19 protein-coding genes are annotated in these 21,142 nt (G+C 71.2%); 10 read left to right on the top strand and 9 right to left on the bottom strand.

Features of this window, described 5'->3' with window-relative positions:
- The first annotated feature begins 41 nt into the window (after positions 1-41).
- The gene (locus STRTUCAR8_RS34820) at positions 42-1,811 is read left to right on the top strand and encodes a helix-turn-helix domain-containing protein (protein WP_006380931.1); all 1,770 of its coding nucleotides are present in this window, start codon (positions 42-44) and stop codon (positions 1,809-1,811) included.
- 6 nt (positions 1,812-1,817) lie between these two features.
- On the opposite strand, the gene STRTUCAR8_RS34815 is transcribed toward STRTUCAR8_RS34820, so the two are convergent.
- A complete protein-coding gene (locus tag STRTUCAR8_RS34815) occupies positions 1,818-2,828 on the bottom strand; it encodes a LacI family DNA-binding transcriptional regulator (protein WP_006380927.1) in 1,011 nt (336 codons plus the stop codon).
- 132 nt (positions 2,829-2,960) lie between these two features.
- Here STRTUCAR8_RS34815 and STRTUCAR8_RS34810 point away from each other — a divergent pair, with 132 nt between their 5' ends.
- Positions 2,961-4,118 (top strand): Gfo/Idh/MocA family protein, encoded by a 1,158-nt coding sequence (locus STRTUCAR8_RS34810; RefSeq protein ID WP_006380921.1) that lies wholly within the window; start codon positions 2,961-2,963, stop codon positions 4,116-4,118.
- Positions 4,119-4,657: 539 nt separating this feature from the next.
- Here the strand turns inward: STRTUCAR8_RS34810 and STRTUCAR8_RS34805 are convergent.
- Positions 4,658-5,680 (bottom strand): LacI family DNA-binding transcriptional regulator, encoded by a 1,023-nt coding sequence (locus STRTUCAR8_RS34805; RefSeq protein WP_006380908.1) that lies wholly within the window; start codon positions 5,678-5,680, stop codon positions 4,658-4,660.
- A 114-nt stretch (positions 5,681-5,794) separates the two neighbouring features.
- Between STRTUCAR8_RS34805 and STRTUCAR8_RS34800 the strand changes: the two genes are divergently transcribed.
- The 3 genes from STRTUCAR8_RS34800 (at position 5,795) to STRTUCAR8_RS34790 (ending at position 8,831) form a co-directional block, all read left to right on the top strand.
- The gene (locus STRTUCAR8_RS34800; RefSeq protein WP_006380918.1) at positions 5,795-6,973 is read left to right on the top strand and encodes a phytanoyl-CoA dioxygenase family protein; all 1,179 of its coding nucleotides are present in this window, start codon (positions 5,795-5,797) and stop codon (positions 6,971-6,973) included.
- A gap of 14 nt (positions 6,974-6,987) precedes the next feature.
- Positions 6,988-7,764 carry an SDR family oxidoreductase gene (locus tag STRTUCAR8_RS34795; RefSeq protein ID WP_006380926.1) on the top strand — a complete coding sequence of 259 codons (777 nt, stop codon included), beginning with the start codon at positions 6,988-6,990 and terminating at the stop codon, positions 7,762-7,764.
- A gap of 62 nt (positions 7,765-7,826) precedes the next feature.
- Entirely contained in the window at positions 7,827-8,831 is a 1,005-nt protein-coding gene (locus tag STRTUCAR8_RS34790) for a Gfo/Idh/MocA family protein (RefSeq protein ID WP_006380934.1), read from the top strand.
- 34 nt (positions 8,832-8,865) lie between these two features.
- Here STRTUCAR8_RS34790 and STRTUCAR8_RS34785 read toward each other — a convergent pair whose 3' ends face one another.
- The 4 genes from STRTUCAR8_RS34785 to STRTUCAR8_RS34770 form a co-directional block, all read right to left on the bottom strand.
- Positions 8,866-9,885: a Gfo/Idh/MocA family protein gene (locus STRTUCAR8_RS34785; protein WP_044473416.1), complete on the bottom strand. Its 1,020-nt coding sequence runs from the start codon at positions 9,883-9,885 to the stop codon at positions 8,866-8,868.
- A 120-nt stretch (positions 9,886-10,005) separates the two neighbouring features.
- Positions 10,006-10,950: an ATP-binding cassette domain-containing protein gene (locus tag STRTUCAR8_RS34780; RefSeq protein WP_006380925.1), complete on the bottom strand. Its 945-nt coding sequence runs from the start codon at positions 10,948-10,950 to the stop codon at positions 10,006-10,008.
- Between the two features lie 4 nt (positions 10,951-10,954).
- Positions 10,955-12,028, bottom strand: coding sequence for an ABC transporter permease (locus tag STRTUCAR8_RS34775; protein WP_044473421.1), 1,074 nt, complete (start codon positions 12,026-12,028; stop codon positions 10,955-10,957).
- 5 nt (positions 12,029-12,033) lie between these two features.
- Positions 12,034-13,047, bottom strand: coding sequence for a substrate-binding domain-containing protein (locus STRTUCAR8_RS34770; RefSeq protein ID WP_006380929.1), 1,014 nt, complete (start codon positions 13,045-13,047; stop codon positions 12,034-12,036).
- A gap of 284 nt (positions 13,048-13,331) precedes the next feature.
- Between STRTUCAR8_RS34770 and iolC the strand changes: the two genes are divergently transcribed.
- From iolC to STRTUCAR8_RS34745, 5 genes are all read left to right on the top strand, one after another.
- Positions 13,332-14,312 (top strand): 5-dehydro-2-deoxygluconokinase, encoded by a 981-nt coding sequence (gene iolC / locus STRTUCAR8_RS34765; RefSeq protein WP_006380936.1) that lies wholly within the window; start codon positions 13,332-13,334, stop codon positions 14,310-14,312.
- A gap of 70 nt (positions 14,313-14,382) precedes the next feature.
- Complete coding sequence (locus STRTUCAR8_RS34760; RefSeq protein ID WP_006380940.1) at positions 14,383-15,270, top strand: Cgl0159 family (beta/alpha)8-fold protein; 888 nt, start codon at positions 14,383-14,385, stop codon at positions 15,268-15,270.
- Positions 15,271-15,340: 70 nt separating this feature from the next.
- Entirely contained in the window at positions 15,341-16,237 is an 897-nt protein-coding gene (iolB, locus tag STRTUCAR8_RS34755; RefSeq protein ID WP_006380907.1) for a 5-deoxy-glucuronate isomerase, read from the top strand.
- Positions 16,237-18,114, top strand: coding sequence for a 3D-(3,5/4)-trihydroxycyclohexane-1,2-dione acylhydrolase (decyclizing) (gene iolD / locus STRTUCAR8_RS34750; RefSeq protein ID WP_006380919.1), 1,878 nt, complete (start codon positions 16,237-16,239; stop codon positions 18,112-18,114). Before iolB ends, iolD begins: the two co-directional genes overlap by 1 nt.
- 80 nt (positions 18,115-18,194) lie before the next feature.
- Positions 18,195-18,980, top strand: a complete 786-nt coding sequence (locus tag STRTUCAR8_RS34745) for a GntR family transcriptional regulator (RefSeq protein ID WP_006380909.1) — start codon at positions 18,195-18,197, stop codon at positions 18,978-18,980.
- A gap of 46 nt (positions 18,981-19,026) precedes the next feature.
- Here the strand turns inward: STRTUCAR8_RS34745 and STRTUCAR8_RS34740 are convergent, their stop codons facing one another.
- The 3 genes from STRTUCAR8_RS34740 to STRTUCAR8_RS34730 all read right to left on the bottom strand — a co-directional run bounded on the left by STRTUCAR8_RS34740 (position 19,027) and on the right by STRTUCAR8_RS34730 (position 21,137).
- On the bottom strand, positions 19,027-19,263 hold the full coding sequence (locus STRTUCAR8_RS34740; protein WP_006380911.1) for a hypothetical protein: 237 nt from the start codon (positions 19,261-19,263) through the stop codon (positions 19,027-19,029).
- A complete protein-coding gene (locus tag STRTUCAR8_RS34735; protein WP_006380920.1) occupies positions 19,260-20,834 on the bottom strand; it encodes an amidohydrolase in 1,575 nt (524 codons plus the stop codon). The genes STRTUCAR8_RS34740 and STRTUCAR8_RS34735 overlap by 4 nt, the downstream gene beginning before the upstream one ends.
- Before the next feature lie 75 nt (positions 20,835-20,909).
- Positions 20,910-21,137 (bottom strand): MbtH family protein, encoded by a 228-nt coding sequence (locus STRTUCAR8_RS34730; protein WP_006380914.1) that lies wholly within the window; start codon positions 21,135-21,137, stop codon positions 20,910-20,912.
- Positions 21,138-21,142 lie beyond the last annotated feature (5 nt).

Here is a 21,142-nt window from a genome sequence, read left to right as displayed (position 1 = left end):
ACGGTGGTCTCCGAACCCCGCCCGATACGGTGAGTGGAGCCATGACCACAGCCGAAGAATCTCCCGCCCTCCTCCTGCTCAGTCGGGCACGCCAGCGGTTCCTGAGCGGGCGCCCGCTGCCCGACGACGTCCCCGACGAGACGGTCGCCGCCTGGCGGCGCGCCCGTTTCCTCGGTGTACGGCACGACGTGCGTCAGGCCGGCTCCTTCGACGGCCGGGCCTTCGGGTCGGCCCTGCTGGCGGCGGCCCGGCCGGTCCTCGAACGGCTCGCCCCGGCTCTGGGCGTCGGGACGGCGCTGCTGCTCACCGACGAACGGCTGCGGGTGCTGTGGGCGGAAGGTGGCGCGCCCGGGGTCGGGTTGCGCCGCGATCTGGCCGAGCGGGAGGTCGGACACAACAGTGCGGCGCTCGCCCTGCGTCTCCGGCGGCGCGCCGAGGTGCACGGCCCCGAGCACTTCCTCGACGTGTGGCAGGACGTGTCGGCGGTCAGCGTGCCGGTGTTCGCCCCGGAGTCCGGCCGGCCCCTCGGCACGATCACGGTCGCCTCCGAACTGTGCGCCGGCCCGGGTCCGCATCCCGGCGCCGCCCTCGCGGAGGCGGCTGCGGCAGCGGTGGAGGCGGAGTTGCTGGCCGGTTCCCGCTCGGCCGAGCGGGCCCTCGTCGACGCCTACGCGCGTGCGGCGCGCGTCCCGGAAGGGGAGCACGGAGGCGGCAGCGGTGGCGGGCGGGAGCGCGCGGTGGTGGCGCTGGACGGGCGCGGCCGGCTGGTCAGCGAGGCGGCCGTGCGGCTGGTGTCGCCGCAGGTGCTGGAGTCGCTGGAGCGGGCCGCTCGGGCGCTGTTGCAGTCGTCGGCGCCCGTCTCGTCGTACGACATCGAACTGCCCGAAGGGGCGGGCTGCAGCGCTGAGTTCCGTCCGGTGCGGGAGCGGGGCGGCGGGCGGGTGGTCGGGATCGTCGCCGTGCTGGAGGCGGACACGGAGATGGCGGTGACACGGCCGGCTGTACGGGCGGTGCCTCGGCCGGCGGCGGGGCGGCTGGCAGGGAGTTCGGTGCCGTGGCTCCACGCGGTGGGCCGGGCCGTGGAGTTGGCGGGCGGCAGCGAACCGCTCCTGCTGACCGGGGAGCGTGGATCGGGCAAGACCGCGCTGGCCCGCGAACTGCTGGGCGACGCCGAGCCGCTGGTCCTGGACGCCGCCGAGGAACCGGAACTCGGGCTGGGAGGCTGCGAGTTGACAGGTGACCGGTCGATTCTGCTCCGGCATGCCGAGCGTCTCGCCCAGTCGGACGTGGCCGCGCTGAACGGGCTCCTCGACGAGCGTCCGGACGTCCATCTGCTGGTCACGTACACGCCCGGCACTCCCCCGGGACCGTGCTTCCAGCGGCTCCTGGACACGCTGGCCGCCCGCTCGGTCGTCCTGCCCGCGTTGCGTGAACGCCCGGAGGACATCCGCGAGTTGCTCCCGGCCCTGGCGCCGAGGCCGGCCGACGGCACACCGCCGCTCACCTGGACGCTGGACGCGCTGCGGGCGCTGGAGCGGTATCCGTGGCCGGGGAATGTCACCGAACTCGCCCACCTGGTGAGAACGTTGGCGGACAACCGGCGGGCGTCGGGGCCGGTCGGGCGGGCCGAACTCCCGGACCCGGTACGGGAAGGGCCGGCCGTGCGCCCGCTCAGCCCGATGGAGCACGCCGAGCGGACCGCGATCCTGGAGACGCTGCGCCGCAACGGCGGCAACAAGGCCCGCACGGCGACGGCCCTGGGTATCGCGCGCGCCACGCTGTACCGGAAGCTGCGCGAGTACGGGGCCTGAGAGGGTCTACGGGTTGCCGGAGGGTTTCGCCGTCGTCCCCCGGATCTCCAGTGCCGGGGCGGACAGGTGGACGCTGCCGGGGGCGCGGGGCGCGTCGAGCCGGTCGAGGAGGCAGCGGGCGGCGCGGCGGCCGACCTCGTGGCTGGCGCTGTCCACGGTGGTGAGCCAGACGTGGCGCAGCCGGGAGATGTTCGTGTTGTCGTAGCCGATGACGGACAGGTCGCGAGGGACGCCCATCCCCAGTTCCTCGGCGGCGGAGATCGCGCCGACGGCGGTCATGTCGTTGACGGCGAAGACGGCGGTGGGCCGGTCGGCGGGGTAGCCGAGCAGTCGGACAGCGCTCCGGTAGCCGCCTTCCTCGGTCAGGTCGCCGGCCTCGACGAGGGCGCTGTCCGCAAAGCCGTGCGCGCGCATCGTCGCCTCGAAGCCGCGCCGGCGCAGCTCACCGACGGCGCCGTACCCGGCGATGTGGGCGATCCGGCGGTGCCCGAGCCCGAGGAGGTACTCGGTGGCGATCCGGGCGCCGTGTTCGTCGTCGTTGGCGACCACGTCGACGCCGGGCAGCGCCGGCTCGCGGGCGCCCGCGACGACGACCGGGACACGCTCGGCGAGGGTGCCCAGGACCGCCGGGTCGGGCAGGGTGCCGACGACGACCAGGCCGTCGACGCCGAGGTCACGGAAGGGGCCGGTGAGGTCCTGGCCACTGCGCCGGTTGAGGCGGGCGTCGGCGAGCAGCATGTGCAGGCCGTTGTCGTGGAGGAGGGAGCCCAGGCCGTCGAGCAGGTCGACGAACCAGGGGTTGCGCAGGTCGTTGAGGAGGACACCGACGGTCCGGGTGCGCTGCTCGCTGAGGCTGCGCGCGGCGGCGTTCGGCCGGTAACCCAGTTCGCGTACGGCGAGCAGGACGGCCTCCCGCTTCTCGGACCGCACCTGGTCGGAACCGCGCAGCACGAGCGAGACCAGGGATTTCGACACCCCGGCTCGTTCGGCGACGTCTCGGATGGTCGGCGGTCTCATGGTTGGACCGTTCCACAGCCCGCTGGAGCCTGTCAAAGGCTCCGGCCGACATCCTGCGAGGCTTGACAGCGGCGGTTGTCGGCACCGAGGGTGAGCGGTAAATGTTCTGGACCGGTCCAAAGAGGGGCTGTCATGGCAAGTACGCTCGGTGTCGCCGTCGTGGGGTTCGGCTGGATGGGACGGGTGCACACGCAGGCGTACGTCCGTCTGGCGCACCACTTCCCCCAACTGGGCCTGCGGCCCGAACTGGTCATGGTCGCCGAGGAGGTGCCGGGCCGGGCCGAGGAGGCCGCCGCGCAGTTCGGGTTCGCCTCGACCACCCGGGACTGGCGTGACATCGCCAAGGACCCTCGGGTACAGGCCGTGAGCATCACCGCGCCCAACTTCCTGCACCGGGAGATCGGCGTCGCGATGGCCGAGGCGGGCAAGCACATCTGGATCGAGAAGCCGGTCGGCCTGTCGGCGGCCGACGCGGGCGCGGTCGCCGACGCGGTCGCCGAGGCCGGCGTCCAGGGCGCGGTCGGCTTCAACTACCGCAACGCGCCTGCCGTGGAGCGCGCCCGGCAGCTCATCGCGGCCGGCGACATCGGCACGGTCACGCATGTCCGCGTCCGCCTCTTCTCTGACTACGCCGCCCACCCGGACGGCGCCCTGACCTGGCGGTACGAGCGGCAGCGCGGCGGCAGCGGAGTGCTGGGCGACCTCGCGTCGCACGGCGCGGACCTGGCCCGTTTCCTGCTCGGCGACATCGCCGCGCTCACCGCCGACACGGCCGTCTTCGTGCCCGAGCGGTCCCGTCCGACGGGCGCCACGGCCGGGCACACGCTTGCGGCGGGCGGTGAGCGCGGTCCGGTGGAGAACGAGGACTACGTCTCCTGCCTGCTGCGGTTCGCCTCCGGCGCCCGGGGTGTCCTGGAGGCGTGCCGGGTGTCGGTCGGCGAGCAGAACAACTACGGCTTCGAGGTGCACGGTACGAAGGGCGCGGTGTTCTGGGACTTCCGCCGGATGAACGAGCTGGGCGTGAGCACCGGTACGTCGTACCAGGACCAGCCGGTCAGTACGGTGTTCGTCGGGCCGGGCGACGGGGAGTTCGGGGCGTTTCAGCCGGGGGCGGCGAACGCGATGGGGTACGACGATCTGAAGGTGATCGAGGCGCACCGGTTTGTGCGGTCGGTGGCTGAGGGGAGGTCGTACGGGGCGACGTTGGAGGATGCGGTGCGGAGCGCTGCCGCGTTGGATGCGATGAGTCGGTCGGTGGAGTCGGGGGCGTGGGTGTCGGTGGGGGCGTGAGGCTGCCGTGGCTTGGGTGGGTGTGGGCGCTGCGGGTCCGCTGGGGCTGGTCGCGCAGTTCCCCGCGCCCCTCACGGGGGTGAGTCCGCGTACGTCCGGCGCTCGCCGGGGAAGGGGTGGCGGGCGGATCGTCGGCCGCGGGACCGCAGAGGCTCGTCGCGCAGTTCCCCGCGCCCCTCACGGGGGTGAGTCCGCCTACGTCCGGCGCTCGCCGGGGAAGGGGTGGCGGGCGGATCGTCGGCCGCGGGACCGCAGAGGCTCGTCGCGCAGTTCCCCGCGCCCCTCACGGGGGTGAGTCCGCCTACGTCCGGCGCTCGCCGGGGAAGGGGTGGCGGGCGGATCGTCGGCCGCGGGACCGCAGAGGCTCGTCGCGCAGTTCCCCGCGCCCCTCACGGGGGTGAGTCCGCGTACGTCCGGCGCTCGCCGGGGAAGGGGTGGCGGGCGGATCGTCGGCCGCGGGACCGCTGAGGCTCGTCGCGCAGTTCCCCGCGCCCCTGACGGGGGCGCGGGTCGGTACAGGCTCGCGCCCCTGACCGGGGTCAGTGTGGGGGCATGTTGTACGGGGTGACCACCTGGATCGGGGACGGGAGGGTTGGGGCTGCGGGTGGGAGGGCGCCGTGGGTGCGCATGATGGTGCGGCAGGCCTCGTGCATGTCCTGGCGGAGGTCGTGGTGGAGGACGCAGGACAGGTGGTGCTCGCGCAGCAGGCGGGTGTTGTCGTGGTCCAGGTCGTGGGCGACGAAGACGGCGCATTCTCGGCCGAGGTCCTCGAAGGCCCGTAGCGTCGCGATGTTGCCGCCGCCGATCGAGTACACGGCGCGGATGTCCGGGTCGCGTTTCAGGGCGTCCCGGACCAGGTCGTACTGGGTGGCGTCCAGGCCCTGCCCCTCCGTGATCTCGACGAGGGCCCGCTCGGGGTGCCGGGCCCGCATCGCGCCCCGGAAGCCCATCTCACGCTCCTCCTCGTTGCGGAAGAAGCCACTGCTGAGGCTGGTGAGTACGTTGCCGGGGCGTTCGCCGAGCCACTGGCCCATCAGGTATGCGGCGGTGGCGCCGGCGGCCCGGTTGTCGATGCCCACATAGGCGAGGCGGGCGCTGGAGGGCAGGTCGGTCACCAGGGTGACGACCGGGATGCCGGCGGCGACGAGCCGGCCGACGGCGGCGGAGATCTCGGGCACGTCCGGCGCCTTGAGGATGACGCCCTGCGAGCCGCGCCGGGCGATGCGGTCGAGGTCCGCCGCCAGGTCCGCCACCGGGCCGGTCTCCCGGAAGTGGAAGCGGGAGCGCACGACGGCCGGGTGGAGGGCGGGCAGCTCGGCCTCCAGGGCCGCCCGGACGGCGGTGGAGAACCGCTCGGGCGCCTGCATCACGATGTCGATCATGAACGTACGGCCGACCAGCCGGACCTGGGTGCGCTGTCGGTCCAGGTCGGCGATGGCCTGGCGCACCTCCCGCCGGGTGCTCTCGCGCACGCCACCCCTGCCGTTGAGGACGCGGTCGACGGTGGCCTCGCTGAGGCCCGCCTGTCGTGCGATCTCCCGGATCGGAAAGGGGTGGCCCATGGGGAGGTTCCTCGGCTTCCGCTTGAGGGGTTTTTGATGGCTGTCTGCTGGTTGTTTGACGAGTTTGTCATGACAACAATGACAGCAACACCGAGAGTCGAGAGAAGGACGACGATGTCCCTCAGCGCCGCACAGCGCCCCGCGTGGCTGTCCGAACAGGACTGCGATCTCGACGCCTTCCGCGCCGAGGTCGAACGGACGACCGACGCCGCCGACTACCCGTACGCGACCACCGTCCGCGACAACGTCCTCGTCTACGACAGTGAGCGGCTGCGCGCCGCCGCCACCTCACCGGGCGGACGCCGGGAGGCCCTGACGGAGCTGGTCCGGGCGCTCACCGACGGCCCCGGCGTCGTCGTCCTCCAGCGGGCCTTCGCCGACCTGTCGGTCGTGGACCGGGCGACCGCCGCCTTCGAGGCGCTCATCGCCGACCAGCGCGCCGCGGGCACGGTGGCGGGCGACCACTTCGCCAAGCCGGGTGCCAACGACCGGGTGTGGAACGCCCTGGAGAAGGCGGCCCTGCGCGCGCCGGAGGCGTTCGCCGACTACTACGCCAACGACATGATCGCCCTCATCTCGACGGCCTGGCTCGGCCCCGGCTACCAGGTCACCTCGCAGATCAACGTGGTCAACCCCGGTGGCGCCGCGCAGAGCCCGCACCGCGACTACCACCTGGGCTTCCTGTCCAACGGGGCGGCCGCCGCGTACCCCGCGCACGTCCACCGGCTGTCCCCCGTACTGACGCTGCAGGGCGCGGTCGCCCACTGCGACATGCCCGTCGAGTCCGGCCCGACGCTGTACCTGCCGTACTCGCACACGTACGAGCCCGGATACCTGGCCTGGCGGCTCCCTGAGTTCGCGGCGTACTTCGACGCCCACCATGTGCAACTGCCCCTGGCGAAAGGCGACGCCGCGTTCTTCAACCCGGCGCTCTTCCACGCGGCCGGCACCAACCGCTCCGCGGACATCCGCCGGATGGCGAACCTCCTCCAGGTGTCCTCCGCGTTCGGGCGGGCCATGGAGACCGTGGACCGGGAGGCGATCGTGAACGCGGTCTATCCGGTGCTGCTCGCCCGCAAGGCCGAGGGAGCGGACGACGCATGGCTGGAGGCGGTCGTCGCGGCCTCGGCCGAGGGCTACCCCTTTCCCACCAACCTCGACCGGGATCCGCCGGTCGACGGCCTGGCCCCGCCCTCGCAGGCGGACCTCGTACGGCGTGCGCTGCGCGAGGAGTGGACCCCCGAGGCGCTCCGCGAGTCACTGCGGGCCGGCGCCGAACGACAGATGAGCTGAGGAACGAGAACAGCATGGGACTTCTTCAGGACAAGGTCGTCCTCGTCAACGGCGGCAGCCAGGGCGTCGGGGCGGCCATCGCCCGGGCCGCGGTCCGCGAGGGCGCCGTCGTCGCGGTCACCGGGCGGCGCCCCGAGCCGGGCGAGGCGCTGGTCGCGGAGCTGACGGCGGCGGGCGGCAAGGCCATGTACGTACGCGCCGACCTCTCGGACGCCGAGCAGGCGAAGGCGTCCGTGGCCGAGGTGATCGCCGCGCACGGCCGGATCGACTGCCTGGTCAACTCGGCGGGCCTGACCTCGCGCGGCACGCTGCTCGACACCACGCCCGAGCTGTTCGACGCGCACATCGCGATCAACCTCAAGGGCCCGTTCTTCGCCATGCAGGCGGCGGTGGCGGACATGGTGGCCCGTAAGGCGCCCGGCACGGTCGTCAACATCATCACGTCCTCGGCGCACGGCGGGCAGCCCTTCCTGGCCCCGTACGTCGCCGCCAAGGCCGGACTCATCGGGCTGACCCGCAACGCGGCGCACGCGCACCGCTGGGACCGGGTCCGGATCAACGGCCTGAACATCGGCTGGACCGCGACGGAGGGCGAGGACGCCACCCAGCGGGCCTTCCACGGAGCGGGCGACGACTGGCTCGACCAAGCCGCCGAACGCCTCCCCATGGGCAAGCTGGGCCAGCCGGACGAGATCGCCGACTTCGTGGTCCTCCTGCTGTCCGAGCGGTCGGGCGTGGTCACCGGTTCGGTGATCGACTGGGACCAGAACGTCCTGGGCGGACTCGACTGACCCCCGCGCCTCCCCTACCGCACAAAAGTCACCCGCACCACATCCAAGGAGCAGCACAGCCCATGCGTATCGGAATCCTCGGCCTCGGCCGCATCGGCGCCTTCCACGCCGAGACCCTCTCCGGTCTCGACGCCGTCGACTCCCTCGTCTTCAGCGACCCGTTCGGGGACGCCGCCAAGACCGCCGCGGAGCGCTTCGGCGCCCAGGTGGCGGACTCCCCCGAGGCCCTTCTGGCCGCCGGTGTCGACGGCATCGTGATCGCCGCCGCGACAGACGCCCACCCGGCCCTGATCCTCGCCGCCGTCGAGGCGGGTGTCCCGGTGTTCTGCGAGAAGCCGGTGGCCCGCACGATGGCCGAGGGTGTCGCGGTGCTCAACGCCGTCAAGGACAGCGGCGTCGAGATCCAGATCGGCTACAACCGCCGCTTCGACGCGGGCTTCGTCGCCGCACGCGCCGCCGTACGCAGCGGTGAGCTGGGCCAACTGCACACCGTCCGGTCGACCACGCTCGACCCGGCGCCGCCGCCGGCCGCGTACATCGCCTCCTCCGGTGGCATCTTCCGGGACTGTTCGGTGCACGACTTCGACATCATCCGCTGGGTGACGGGCCGTGAGGTCACCGAGGTGTACGCGGTGGGCGCCAACAACGGCGCCGCCTACATCAAGGAGGCGGGCGACGCCGACACCACCGGCGCCATCCTCACCCTGGACGACGGCACGATCGCCGTGGTCTCCAACTCCCGGCACAACGCCCGGGGTTACGACGTCCGCATGGAGATCCACGGCTTCCAGGACAGCATCGCCGTCGGCCTGGAGGACAAGCTCCCGCTGCGTTCCGTGGAGCCGGGCGTCACGTTCCCGGCGGGCGTTCCGCACGACTTCTTCATGGACCGCTTCATCCCCGCCTACCGCGCCGAACTGACAGAGTTCACGGAGGTCGTCGCGGGCAACCGCACGTCCCCGTGCACGGTCGCCGACGCGCTGGAGGCGGGCTGGATCGCGGACGCGTGCACGCTCTCGCTCCAGGAGCACCGCCCGGTGCGCATCGAGGACGTACGCACGGTCTGAGCAGACCCTGTTGAAAGTCCGGCCCGCGCTGCCCTCAGCGGTACAGCGCGGGCCGTTCCACGAGTTCCACCTCTACGCGCCGGCCCTCGGTCCGCGCCCGTACGCCGGCCTCGCAGACGGCGGCCACCGCGTAACCGTCCCAGACACCGGGCCCGGTGACCTCGCCGCGCCGGGTGGCGTCGACCCATGCCTGGACCTCACGGTCGTAGGCGTCCTCGAACCGCTCGATGAAGTCCTGGGCGATGCTCCCGCCCCAGTGACCGGCCGAGTTGACGACCATGCCGTGCCCGTCGCCGATCCGCGCGGTCCCGCGCTCACAGACCGCCTCGGCCTGCACCTGGTATCCGAAGCCGCAGTTGACGTTGATCTCGACGTCGACGATCGCGCCGCCGTCGGTCTCCATCACGACGAACTGCGGGTCCTGAAGTCCGTCCGGCGCGCTTCCGGACGGGCTCGGACACAGCACGGTGACCGCGGTGATCTCCTGCTCCAGGAGCCACCGGGTCACGTCCATCTCGTGCACCACGGAGTCGTTGATGTGCATCGCGCTGGTCCACCAGGGCGGGGAGGCCACGTTGCGATGCCGGTTGTGCAGCATGAGGGGCCGCCCCAACCGCCCTGTGTCGAGCAGGGACTTGAGCTTCAGGTACTCGGCGTCGTACCGCCGCATGAACCCGACCTGCACCCGCCGGTGCCCGAGCCTCAGCTCGGCCTCCAGCACCCGCAGCGCGGACGCCGCGTCGGGCGTGAGCGGTTTCTCGCACAGCACTGGCAGGTCGTACGAGAACGCCGCGAGCAGGGCCGCCTCGTGAGCGGCCCCGGGCGAGGCGATGAGCACGGCGTCGACATCGGCGGATGCCATGGCGGCGACGGGGTCCGTGTAGGCCGTACAGCCGTCGACGCCGGCCGCGACCGATTCGGCCCGCTCCCGGTCGACGTCCACGACGGCGGCCACCCGGGCCCCACTGGTGACTTCCTCGATACGACGAACGTGATCGGCACCCATCTTGCCGGTACCGATCACGAGAACGCCGAGCGTGTCACGGTCTTTCATGGAGATGCCGTGCCCCTTCAACAGGCGGCGCGTGGACTTACCCAGGGGCGCGGGGAACTGCGCGACCAGCCACAGTGGACCCGCACCCGCCGAACAACCGCGCGTCCCCCACGCTACGCGCTACGCCGACTTCCCCTGCGAGGACGTCGCGACCGGAGCCTTGAGATCCTTCGCCTCGGGAAGCTCGTCCACATCCACACCCCGAACCTGCGCCAACTCATGCTTGAGCGCCGCGAGTTCCGCACCGCCCGCCATGTGGTTGGTGAGCTCTTCGAGGCTGACGTCGCTGCGGGCGGCGGACAGTTCCATGGTGCCCAGGCGCAGGACGCTGAAGTGGTCGCCGACCATGTAGGCGTGGTGCGGGTTGTGGGTGATGAAGATGACGCCCAGGCCCTTGTCACGGGCCGCGGCGATGTACTTCAGCACGACACCGGACTGCTTGACGCCGAGGGCGGCGGTGGGCTCGTCGAGGATCAGGACCCGCGCGCCGAAGTAAACGGCGCGGGCGATGGCGACGGACTGGCGCTGGCCGCCGGAGAGGGTGCCGATGGGCTGGTCGAGGTCGTCCAGGACGATGCCCATGTTGCGCAGTTCCGCGTCCGCCGTCTGCTTCATCTTCTGGATGTCGAGGCGGCGTACGGGCCAGGGGCCCTTGGTCATCTCGGAGCCGAGGAAGAAGTTGCGCCACACCGGCATCAGCGGGACCGTCGCCAGGTCCTGGTAGACGGTGGCGATCCCGGCGTCCAGGGCTTCGCGGGGTGTGGCGAAGTGGACGGGGCTGCCGTCGATGAGGAGTTCACCCTCGGTGTGTCCGTGCAGCCCGGAGATGATTTTGATCAGCGTGGACTTGCCGGCGCCGTTGTCGCCCAGCACACAGGTGACCTGACCGGAGCGGACCGCGAGGTTCACGCCGTGCAGGGCACGGACGTTGCCGTACGACTTGCCCGTGCCGCGCAGTTCGACGATCGGCCGCCCGTCCTTCGGTGAGTCGCCCTGGGGCGAACTCTCGTCGGTGAGCGTGTCGTTGGGCGAGACGTCCTCGGGGGAGGTTTCGTTGGTTGTCATCAGTTCACCTCCGGGTCGCCTGGCGGCGGACCCACAGATTGACGAGGGCGGCGACCAGGAGCATCACGCCGAGGAACGCCTTGAACCAGTCCGGGTTCCAGTTGGCGTAGACGATGCCCTGGGAGACCATGCCGAAGATGAAGGCGCCGATGACCGGGCCGATCGCCGAGCCGTAGCCGCCGGTCAGCAGGCAGCCGCCGATGACGGCCGCGATGATGTAGAGGAACTCGTTGCCCACGCCCTGGCCGGACTGGACGGTGTTGAACGAGAACAGCAGGTGCATGCCCACGAACCAGGCACCCGCGCCCACACCCATGAACAGGGCGATCTTCGTGAAGCCGACCGGGACACCGACCGCGCGGGCGCTGTCGTTGCTGCCGCCGACCGCGAAGATCCAGTTGCCGAACTTGGTGCGCAGCAGGATCCAGGTGGCGATCGCGGCGAACACCAGCCAGTACACGATCGTGATCTTGAAGCTGACGTCGCCGATGGTGAACTCGGAGGCGAAGACCTTCTTGGCCTGGTCGAAGCCGTCCATGTCGGCGATCGAGTCGGACGCCACGTTACCGGTGAAGATCTTCGTGACGGCGAGGTTGGCGCCCTGGAGGATCAGGAACGAGCCCAGGGTGACCAGGAAGCTCGGCAGCCCAGTCTTGATCAGGAGCCAGCCGTTGAACGCCCCTACGGCCAACGACACGACCAGGGCGACGAACACGCCGGTCCACACGTTCATCGACAGCTGGAAGCTGAGGATCGCGGCGGTCAGCGCCGAGGTGGTGACCGCGACACCGGCGGACAGGTCGAACTCCCCGCCGATCATCAGCAGGGCCACCGGCAACGCCATGATGCCCATGACGGACGCCTGGTAGAGCACTGTCGCCAGGGCGCTGGTCTCACGGAACGAAGGCGCCACGGCGAAGAAGAACACGTACACGAGGATGGCGGCGATGAGAGCGCCGACCTCGGGGCGGCCGAGCAGCCGGCGTCCCAGGGAACGCTGGTTGGTGCGACCGTCCTTCTGAATGGCCGGCGGAGCCGGCGGCGAGGAACTCGCCGCCGGAACCGTGGTCTGACTCATCGACATCACCGAGTGCCCTTCGCCGCGAACGCGGCGATCTTCTCGACGTTGGACTTGTCGACGAAGGCGGGACCGGTCAGCACGGGCTGCTCACCGCCACCGCTGTAGTTGCCGTTGTTCTTGAAGAGCCACATCGAGTCGACGGCCAGGTAGCCCTGGAGGTAGGGCTGCTGGTCGACCGCGAACTGGACGTCGCCCTTCGTGATGGCGTCGGTCATCTCCTTGTTGAGGTCGAAGGTCGCGACCTTCGCCTTGCTGCCGGCGTCGGAGACCGACTGCACCGCGGTCAGCGCGTAGCTGGCGCCGAGCGCGACCACGTAGTCGATGGCCTTGTCCTGGTTGAGCTTCGCGGTGATCGTCGACTTCACGGACGGCATGTCGGTGCCGTTGACGTTGAGGATCTCCAGCTTGCCGGTGAACGTCTTCTTCACACCGTCACAGCGCTGGGTGAGGCCGACGTTGCCCTGCTCCTGGATCACACAGACGGCCTTCTTGGAGCCGACCTCGTTCAGCTTCTTGCCGAACGCCTCGCCCGCGACGGACTCGTCCTGGCCGAAGAACTGCTGAAGACCGAGCTTCTTCCAGTCACTCAGGCCGGAGTTGAGGCCGACCACGGGGATGCCCGCCGCGGTCGCCTTGGCTACGACGTCCTTCATGGCGTCCGGCTTCGCCAGCGTGATGGCGATGCCGTCGACCTTCTGGTCGATCGCGTTCTGGACGAGGTTGGCCTGGTTGCCCGCGTCCGGGTCGGCCGAGTAGACGAGCTTGATGTTGTCCTTGTCCGCGGCGGCCTGAGCGCCCTTGCGGACGATGTCCCAGAAGGCGTCACCCGGCGCCTGGTGGGTGACCAGGGCGACGGTCATCCGAGGGGTGGTGGCCTTGCCCGCAGAAGCGTCGGTGCCACCGTCCTCGGACTTCTTGCCGCCGGAACTGCTGGAGCAGCCCGCGAGGACCAAGGCTGCTGCCGCGGCAGCGGCAACAACGGGGGCGATTCTGCGGGAGCGAGAAGAGCGAGCCATCTTTCCTGCACCTCACTGTGCGACCGGGGAGAGGGTGGGGATCGGGGTGATCCCGGGCCCGGGTCCCGGAGCTCCGGGCCGTGTGCCGCGAACACGGCAGTCGTGTTGGGACCGAATCCAATTCCTTGGACCTGTCCGCTGTCAATACTTTGTTAAGACATTAATTCACAAGCAGGTCAGAATGTAAGAACAAACCCTTGACAGCGTTGCCCTCCGAGTCCTACACCTGGGGGGACGACAGGCCCCTCGGGACCCGCATCCTCCGCAGCTCGAAGGAGCATCGCATGACCGAGTCAGCCCCGCCCTTCGACCTGGTCACCCTGGGCCGCATCGGAGTGGATCTTTATCCGCTGCAGTCCGGAGTACCGCTGACCCTAGTGCAGACGTTCGGAAAATTTCTCGGCGGGTCGGCAGCCAACGTCGCGGTCGCGGCGGCCCGTCTGGGCCGTTCCACTGCCGTCATCACCCGTACCGGCGCGGATGCCTTCGGCGACTATCTGCACCTGGCGCTCGGGGAGTTCGGGGTCGACGACCGCTGGGTGACGCCTGTCGACGGCCTGCCCACTCCGGTCACATTCTGCGAACTCTTTCCGCCGGACGACTTCCCGCTGTACTTCTACCGCCAACCAACGGCACCTGACCTGCGGATACGCACCGACGAGCTGGATTTCTTCGGCATCCGGGCCGCCCGCGTGTTCTGGATCACCGGCACCGGCCTGAGCGAGGAACCGAGCCGCTCGGCCACCCTCGCCGCCCTCAAGGCGCGCGACCGGGCGGGCATCACCGTGTTCGACCTGGACTGGCGGCCGGCGCTTTGGAGCGACACAGCCTGGCAGAACCCGGAAGATGCCCGCCCGTACTACGCCGAGGCCCTGCGCCACGCGACCGTGGCGGTGGGCAACCTCGACGAGTGCGAGATCGCCACCGGCGTACGCGAACCGCGGGCCTGCGCCGAGGCGTTGCTGGCGGCCGGGGTCGAGCTGGCCGTCGTCAAGCAGGGCCCCAAGGGCGTACTGGCGCTGCACCGCGACGGCACCACCGCCGAGGTCGCGCCGGTCCCCGTCGAGGTGGTCAACGGCCTGGGCGCGGGTGACGCGTTCGGCGGCGCCCTGTGCCACGGGCTGCTGTCCGGCTGGGAGTTGGAGCGGACGATGCGTTACGCCAACGCGGCCGGCGCCCTCGTCGCGTCCCGTCTCGCCTGCTCGTCCGCGATGCCGACCGAGTCCGAGGTCGACGCTCTCCTGGCGAGCGGATCGCCCCGTTGAGCCGACGCCGGACCACGACGACCCCGGGGGCGGCCGAACGGGCGTCCCGAACCCCTGAACGGAGCTCCTCTTGACCCTCAGCATCGCCGACCTCGCCACGGTCAGGGCCCGGCACCCGGAGGCCGTCGCGGAGGCCGCCGCCCGCCGGGTCAGGCGACCGCTGATCGGCGACAGCGGGCGGCTCATGATCGTGGCCGCCGACCATCCGGCGCGCGGCGCCCTGGGCGTCGGCAACCGAAGGCTCGCCATGGCCGACCGCGCCGAGCTGCTCGAACGTCTGTGCGTGGCGCTGTCACGGCCGGGTGTGGACGGGGTGCTGGCCACCTCCGACATCCTGGACGACCTGCTGCTGCTCGGGGTGCTGGACGGCAAGGTCGTCATGGGGTCGATGAACCGCGGCGGGCTGGCCGGCTCGGTCTTCGAGATGGACGACCGCTTCACCGGGCACCGTGCCCAGGACATCGCCCGGCTGCGGTTCGACGCGGGCAAACTGCTGCTGCGCGTCAACTACGACGACCCGGGCTCGCTCACCACCCTGGAGTCCGCCGCCAGGGCCGTGAACGACATGGCGGAGCGCCAACTGCCTTTGTTCGTCGAGCCGTTCATCTCACGCCGGGTCGACGGCCGGGTGCGCAACGATCTGTCCGCCGAGGCGGTCACCCGCTCGATCGCCATAGCGTCGGGCCTCGGCGGCACCTCCGCCTACACCTGGCTGAAGCTCCCCGTCACCGCCGACCCGGACGACATGGCCGAGGTGCTGGAGACGTCGACACTTCCGGCCGTACTGCTGGGCGGCGAGGTCGGCGACTCCCCCGAGGCACAGGAGGGCGCGTACGAGCGCTGGCGCAAGGCGCTGCGGCTGCCGACCGTGCAGGGGCTGGTCGTCGGCCGGTCGCTGCTCTACCCGTCTTCGGGCAGTGTGGAGGCGGCCGTGGACACGGCGGTGGGGCTGCTGTGAACCGAGACATCCCAGAGACGGCCGTGAACAGGGTCAACACGGGACCCGCTGTGAACAGGAGCGACAGATCATGACCACCGCCTACCACCTCCCGGCCGGCAAGGCTCTCGGCGGCCCGTACGTCGTCGACGTCAACCCCGAGAAGGCCGGCTGGGGCTACTCCAGCCTCCGGGTGCTGGAGCTGCCCCCGGGCGGCTCGCACACCTTCTCCACCGGCGACAGCGAGTGGATCGCGCTGTCCCTGAACGGCGCCTGCACAGTCGACACGACAGACGATTTCGGCCATGCCACGTTCGAGGTGCAGGGCCGCGACAGCGTGTTCGACGGCGTCAGCGACTTCGTGTACATGCCCCGCGACGCCAGTACGACCATCACGTCGGCCGCGGGCGGGCGCTTCGCGCTCACCGGCGCCCGCTGCACCCGGCGGCTGCCCGCCCGCTACGGGCCCGCCTCCTCCGTTCCGGTGGAACTGCGCGGCACCGGGAACTCCTCCCGGCAGGTCAACAACTTCGGCGCGGCCGGCGTCTTCGAGTGCGACAAGCTCATCGCCGTCGAGGTGATCACCCCCGGCGGCAACTGGTCGTCCTTCCCGCCGCACAAGCACGACGAGCACCGGCCCGGCGAGGAGTCCGTCCTCGAGGAGATCTACTACTTCGAGTTCGCCGACCACGAGGGCACGCCCGGCCTCGGCTACCAGCGGGTGTCCCCGTCCGGTCAGGGCCGCAACACGGACGTGCTGGCCGAGGTGCGCGGCGGGGACGTCGTCCTCATCCCCGACGGCTGGCACGGTCCCTCCATGGCCGTTCCCGGCCATCACATGTACTACCTGAACGTCATGGCGGGCCCCGAGGCCGACCGTGCCTGGCTGATCTGCGACCACCCCGATCACGCCTGGGTCCGCGGCACCTGGCCCGAGCAGCCCGTCGACCCCCGTCTGCCCCTCTACACGGCCCCGGAGAAGTCCTGATGAGCACCACCCCTGTCCGCCGTCTGACCGTCGCCCAGGCGCTGGTGCGGTTCCTGTCCGTCCAGTACACCGAGCGTGACGGCGTCCGCCACCGGCTGATCGCCGGCACGTGGGGCATCTTCGGCCACGGCAACGTGGCCGGCCTCGGTCAGGCGCTCCTTGAGGCCGGTGAGGACGCGATGCCGTTCCACCAGGGCCGCAACGAGCAGTCGATGGTCCACGCGGCCGTCGGTTACGCCCGCCAGCTGAACCGGCTCTCGACGCAGGCCGTCACCACGTCCATCGGCCCGGGCGCCACCAACCTCGTCACCGGCGCCGCCCTCGCCACGATCAACCGTCTCCCGGTGCTGCTGCTCCCCGGCGACTACTTCGCGACGCGCAGTGCCGACCCGCTGCTGCAGCAGCTGGAGCACCCGGTCGAGGCCGACCTGTCGGTCAACGACACCCTGCGTCCGGTCTCCCGTTACTTCGACCGGGTGACGCGCCCCGAGGCGCTGATCCCGTCCGCGCTGAACGCCGTACGCGTCCTCACGGACCCGGTGGAGACCGGTGCCGTCACCCTCTGCCTGCCGCAGGACGTGCAGGCGGAAGCGTACGACTGGCCGGAGGAGTTCTTCGCCGAGCGGGTCTGGCACGTCCGGCGCCCCGCGCCCGACCCGTACGAGCTGGCCGAGGCCGTACAGGCCGTCAGGGCCGCCGAGCGCCCGCTGATCGTCGCGGGCGGCGGGATCCACCACAGCCAGGCCGAGGAGGCGCTGAAGGCCCTGGTGGACGCCACCGGCATCCCCGTGGCCTCCACGCAGGCCGGCAAGGGCTCCCTGCGTTACGACCACCCCGCAGACCTGGGCGGCATCGGCCACACCGGTACGGCCGTCAGTGACGATCTCGCCCGCACCGCCGATCTGATCATCGGCGTCGGCACGCGCTACACGGACTTCACGACCGCCTCGAACACCCTGTTCCAGAACCCCGGCGTGCGGTTCCTCAACCTGAACATCGCCGCCTTCGACGCCCACAAGCTGGCCGCGCGGACGCTGGTCTGCGACGCGCGTGCCGGGCTCACGGCGTTGACGGAGGCGTTGTCCGATCACCGTGTGAACTCGGCTTACAAGGCTGAGTACGGTGTCGGCAAGGACCGCTGGGAGCAGGTTGTTGACGCCGCCTTCGCCGCTGCCGACGACTCCGCCGTGCCCACCCAGACGCAGGTGCTGGGCGCCCTGGACTCGGTCGTCGGCGACGACGACGTGATCATCAACGCCGCCGGTTCGCTCCCCGGGGACCTGCACAAGCTGTGGCGGGCCCGCAGCCCCCGCCAGTACCACCTGGAGTACGGCTACTCCTGCATGGGCTACGAGATCCCGGCCGGCATCGGTGTCCAGCAGGCGGCGCCGGACACCCCGGTCTGGTCGCTGGTCGGCGACGGCACCTATCTGATGATGCCGACCGAGATCGTCACCGCCGTCCAGGAGAGCCTGCCGGTCAACCTGGTCCTCATCCAGAACCACGGGTACGCCTCCATCGGCGGCCTCTCCGAGTCGGTCGGCGGCGAGCGCTTCGGCACCCCCTACCGCTACCGGGCCACCGACGGCACCTTCACCGGCGCCCCGCTGCCCGTCGACCTCGCGGCGAACGCGGCCAGCCTCGGCATGGACGTCCTGCGCGCCAAGACCGTGGGCGAACTGCGCACGGCCCTGGCAACGGCCCGCGCCTCGGACCGGCCGACCTGCGTGTACGTGGAGACCGATCCGGCGCCGACCGCTCCCCCGGCGGAGGCCTGGTGGGACGTGCCGGTCGCCGAGACCGCCACCCGCGAGTCCGCCGTAAGGGCCCGGGAGGAGTACGACCGCCAGGTCGGCGACCGCCGCAGGCACCTCTGACCCCCGGATCAGCGGCGGCCCAACCTCGTTTTCCCCAGCCACTCCTGACACTCCGTCACCAAATGAAGGGAGGTGTCCCCGTGGCGACACCCGGTGATCGCGCCCGTGCGGTGTCCGGCTCCCCGCTCGACACCCTGGACTTCACGCTGGACCGCTCCAGCCCGGTCCCGCTCTACTACCAGCTGGCTCAGCAGCTGGAGGCGGCGATCGAGCACGGCGTCCTGGCGCCGGGCAATCTTCTGGGCAACGAGATCGACCTCTCGGTCCGCCTGGGCCTGTCGAGGCCCACGGTCCGCCAGGCGATCCAGTCCCTGGTGGACAAGGGCCTGCTGGTACGCCGGCGAGGCGTCGGCACGCAGGTGGTGCACAGCCAGGTCAAGCGCCCGCTCGAACTGAGCAGTCTCTACGACGACCTGGAGGCCGCCGGACAGGGGCCCACCACCCAGGTCCTGCGTGACGAGCGGCAGCCGGCGTCCGCCGAGGTCGCCGCCGCCCTCGGGGTGAAGGAGGGCAGCGAGGTCGTCGTGCTGGAGCGGCTGCGCTGCACGCACGGCGAGCCGGTGGCGTTCCTCTGCAACTACCTGCCCTCGGGGCTCCTCGAACTCGACGCCGGCCGGCTGGAGTCGACGGGCCTGTACCGGATGATGCGGAACGCGGGCATCACCCTGCACAGCGCCCGCCAGACGGTCGGCGCCCGCTCGGCCACCGAGGCGGAGGCCAAACGCCTGGAGGAGCCGGAGGGTGCGGCCCTGCTCACCATGCAGCGCACGGCGTACGACGACACCGGACGGGCCGTGGAGTTCGGCACGCACATCTACCGCGCGTCGCGCTACGCCTTCGACTTCCAGCTGCTGATGCGTTCCTGAGCCGGTCGCGTGGCGTGCGGCACCTCAACCCCCTTACCCGGGGCGGCTATCGCGAACAAGGCCGTCCCGGGTACTCCGCGCTCTCCGGTACGCCCGCCGCGCGCATCCGGCGCAGTACCTCGCCCCGGATCGCCTCGTCGTCGATGTAGAGGGGGCAGTTGACGTCCCGGTCGAACACCAGCACGTCTCCGGCTGTGTCCCAGAGGACCCACCGGGGTGCGTGGGGCGAGTCCTGCCAGAGCGGGGTGTATTCGCCGATGGCGTCCGTCGTCGGAGCGTTCACAGCTTTCCCTCCTCGGTCTCCCGGCCGTCGACGAGTGTCGCCACGACCTCGATGTCCCCGATGCGTGACGTGTCGACGCTCCGGGGGTCGTCTCCCAGCACGACCAGATCGGCCCGCTTGCCGGGCGCGACACTGCCCGCGCTGTCCTCCCAGTGGCAGGCGTGGGCGCCTTCGACGGTGTACGCGCGCAGCGCCTCGTCGACGGTGACGCCCTCGTCCGGCCCGATCAACTGCCCCGACAGCGAGGCCCGTTCGACCATGAACTGCACGGCCCGCAACGGCGACCCGTCCGCCACCGGCCGGTCGGAACTCCCCACCAGCCGGATGCCGTGCTCCAGGAACCCTCGCCCCCGGTACAACCAGGGCGCCCGCTCTTCCCTCATGATCGACGCGTAGTCGTCGCCGAAGTACCGCAGGAAGTTGGGCTGTACGACAGCCGCCGCACCGAGCCGCGCCATCCTGGGCAGTTGGTCGGGCCGGATCAGTCCGGCGTGCTCGATCCGGTGCCGGGCGTCCGGCCGGGGACGCAGCCGCTGCGCCTCCTCCAGCGCGTCCAGCGCGACGTCGGCGGCGCGGTCACCGATGGCGTGCACGGCGAGCTGCCAGCCCGCGAGATGCCCGTCCACGATCGTCTGCCTGAGGAACTCCGGGGCCTCCTGCAACTGCCCTGCGGTGTCCAGCCCTTGGTAGGGGCTGCTGAGGGCGGCGGTGCGGGCCATCATGCCGCCGTCGGTGTACACCTTCAGCGCGCCGACGGACAGCCAGTCGTCGCCTAAGCCGGTACGCAGCCCGAGGTCGAGGGCGCGCGGGATGCCGTCGGCCTCGTGGGCGGTGACGGGGTGCAGCCGGTCGGCGGCCACCATCAGCTGGACCCGCAGCGGCAACAGACCGCGTTCCCGGGCGAGTTGGTAGGCGCCCAGCTCGACCGGGCTGTTGCCGAGCAGGGCGCCGCCGATGCCCGCCTCGGCGCACGCCGTGACGCCTTCGGCAAGGCAGGCCCGGGCGGCCCGTCCGATCGCTTCCGCCAACTCGTCCTGGGAGTGCGGCAGTCGAAGCGCACGGGCCGCCCCCATGGCCCCCTCGGCGAGGAAGGCGCCCTCGTGCGGGACCACGCCGGGCAGCAGTTCCAGCACCGGGCCACTGACCGCGCAGCCGTGCCCGGAGTCGTGCATGAGGAGCACCTTGCGCCCGTCGGCGGCCCGGTCCAGCTCGGCGAGGGTCAGATGCCGGCCGAGGCCCCGCTGGTCGTACCCCGCGACGTCGACCCAGGCCCCCGGCGGCACCTGTGCCGCCGCCTCCGCGATGACCGCGAGCACGTCCTCGACCCGGACGCACGGCGCCACCGTGGGCGTGGCCGCCTTGAACCCCGTCCAGGCCAGGTGGACATGGCTGTCGATGAAGCCGGGCAGCACGGTCGCACCCTGGAGGTCGATCACCCGCTGCGCGGGCAGCCCGGTCACCGCCTCGTCCAGGCCCACGATCCGGCCCCGCCAGATGCCCACGTCGTGGGCGACGGGGTGGCCGGGATCCATGGTGAGGACGCGGGCGTTGGTCAGTCGCGTGGTGAGCATGGGGAGTCAGTTCCTCGTTCCGGGTCCTGCGCCGATCCGACGGTTCCGATCGACCGGGTAGTTCCGATCATGGACTCAGCCGCTCCGCTCCATGCGCTCGGCGAGGCTCTTGGGCCGCATGTCCGTCCAGTTGGTCTCGATGTGGTCCAGGCACTCCTGGCGGGGCGCGGGGCCGTGGGCGACGGTCCAGCCGGCCGGTACGTCGACGAAGTCGGGCCACAGGCTGTGCTGGCCCTCGTCGTTGACGAGCACGGAGTAGACGCCGTCGGGGTTCTCGAAGGGGTTGGTGCTGCTGCCGCTCATGGGGG

Origin of the sequence: Streptomyces turgidiscabies Car8 (assembly GCF_000331005.1) — a bacterium.
In the GTDB taxonomy this organism is placed as follows: Bacteria; Actinomycetota; Actinomycetes; order Streptomycetales; family Streptomycetaceae; genus Streptomyces; species Streptomyces turgidiscabies.
Note: the sequence above shows the minus strand (reverse complement) of the source record. Positions and strands in the feature narration are given on the sequence as shown.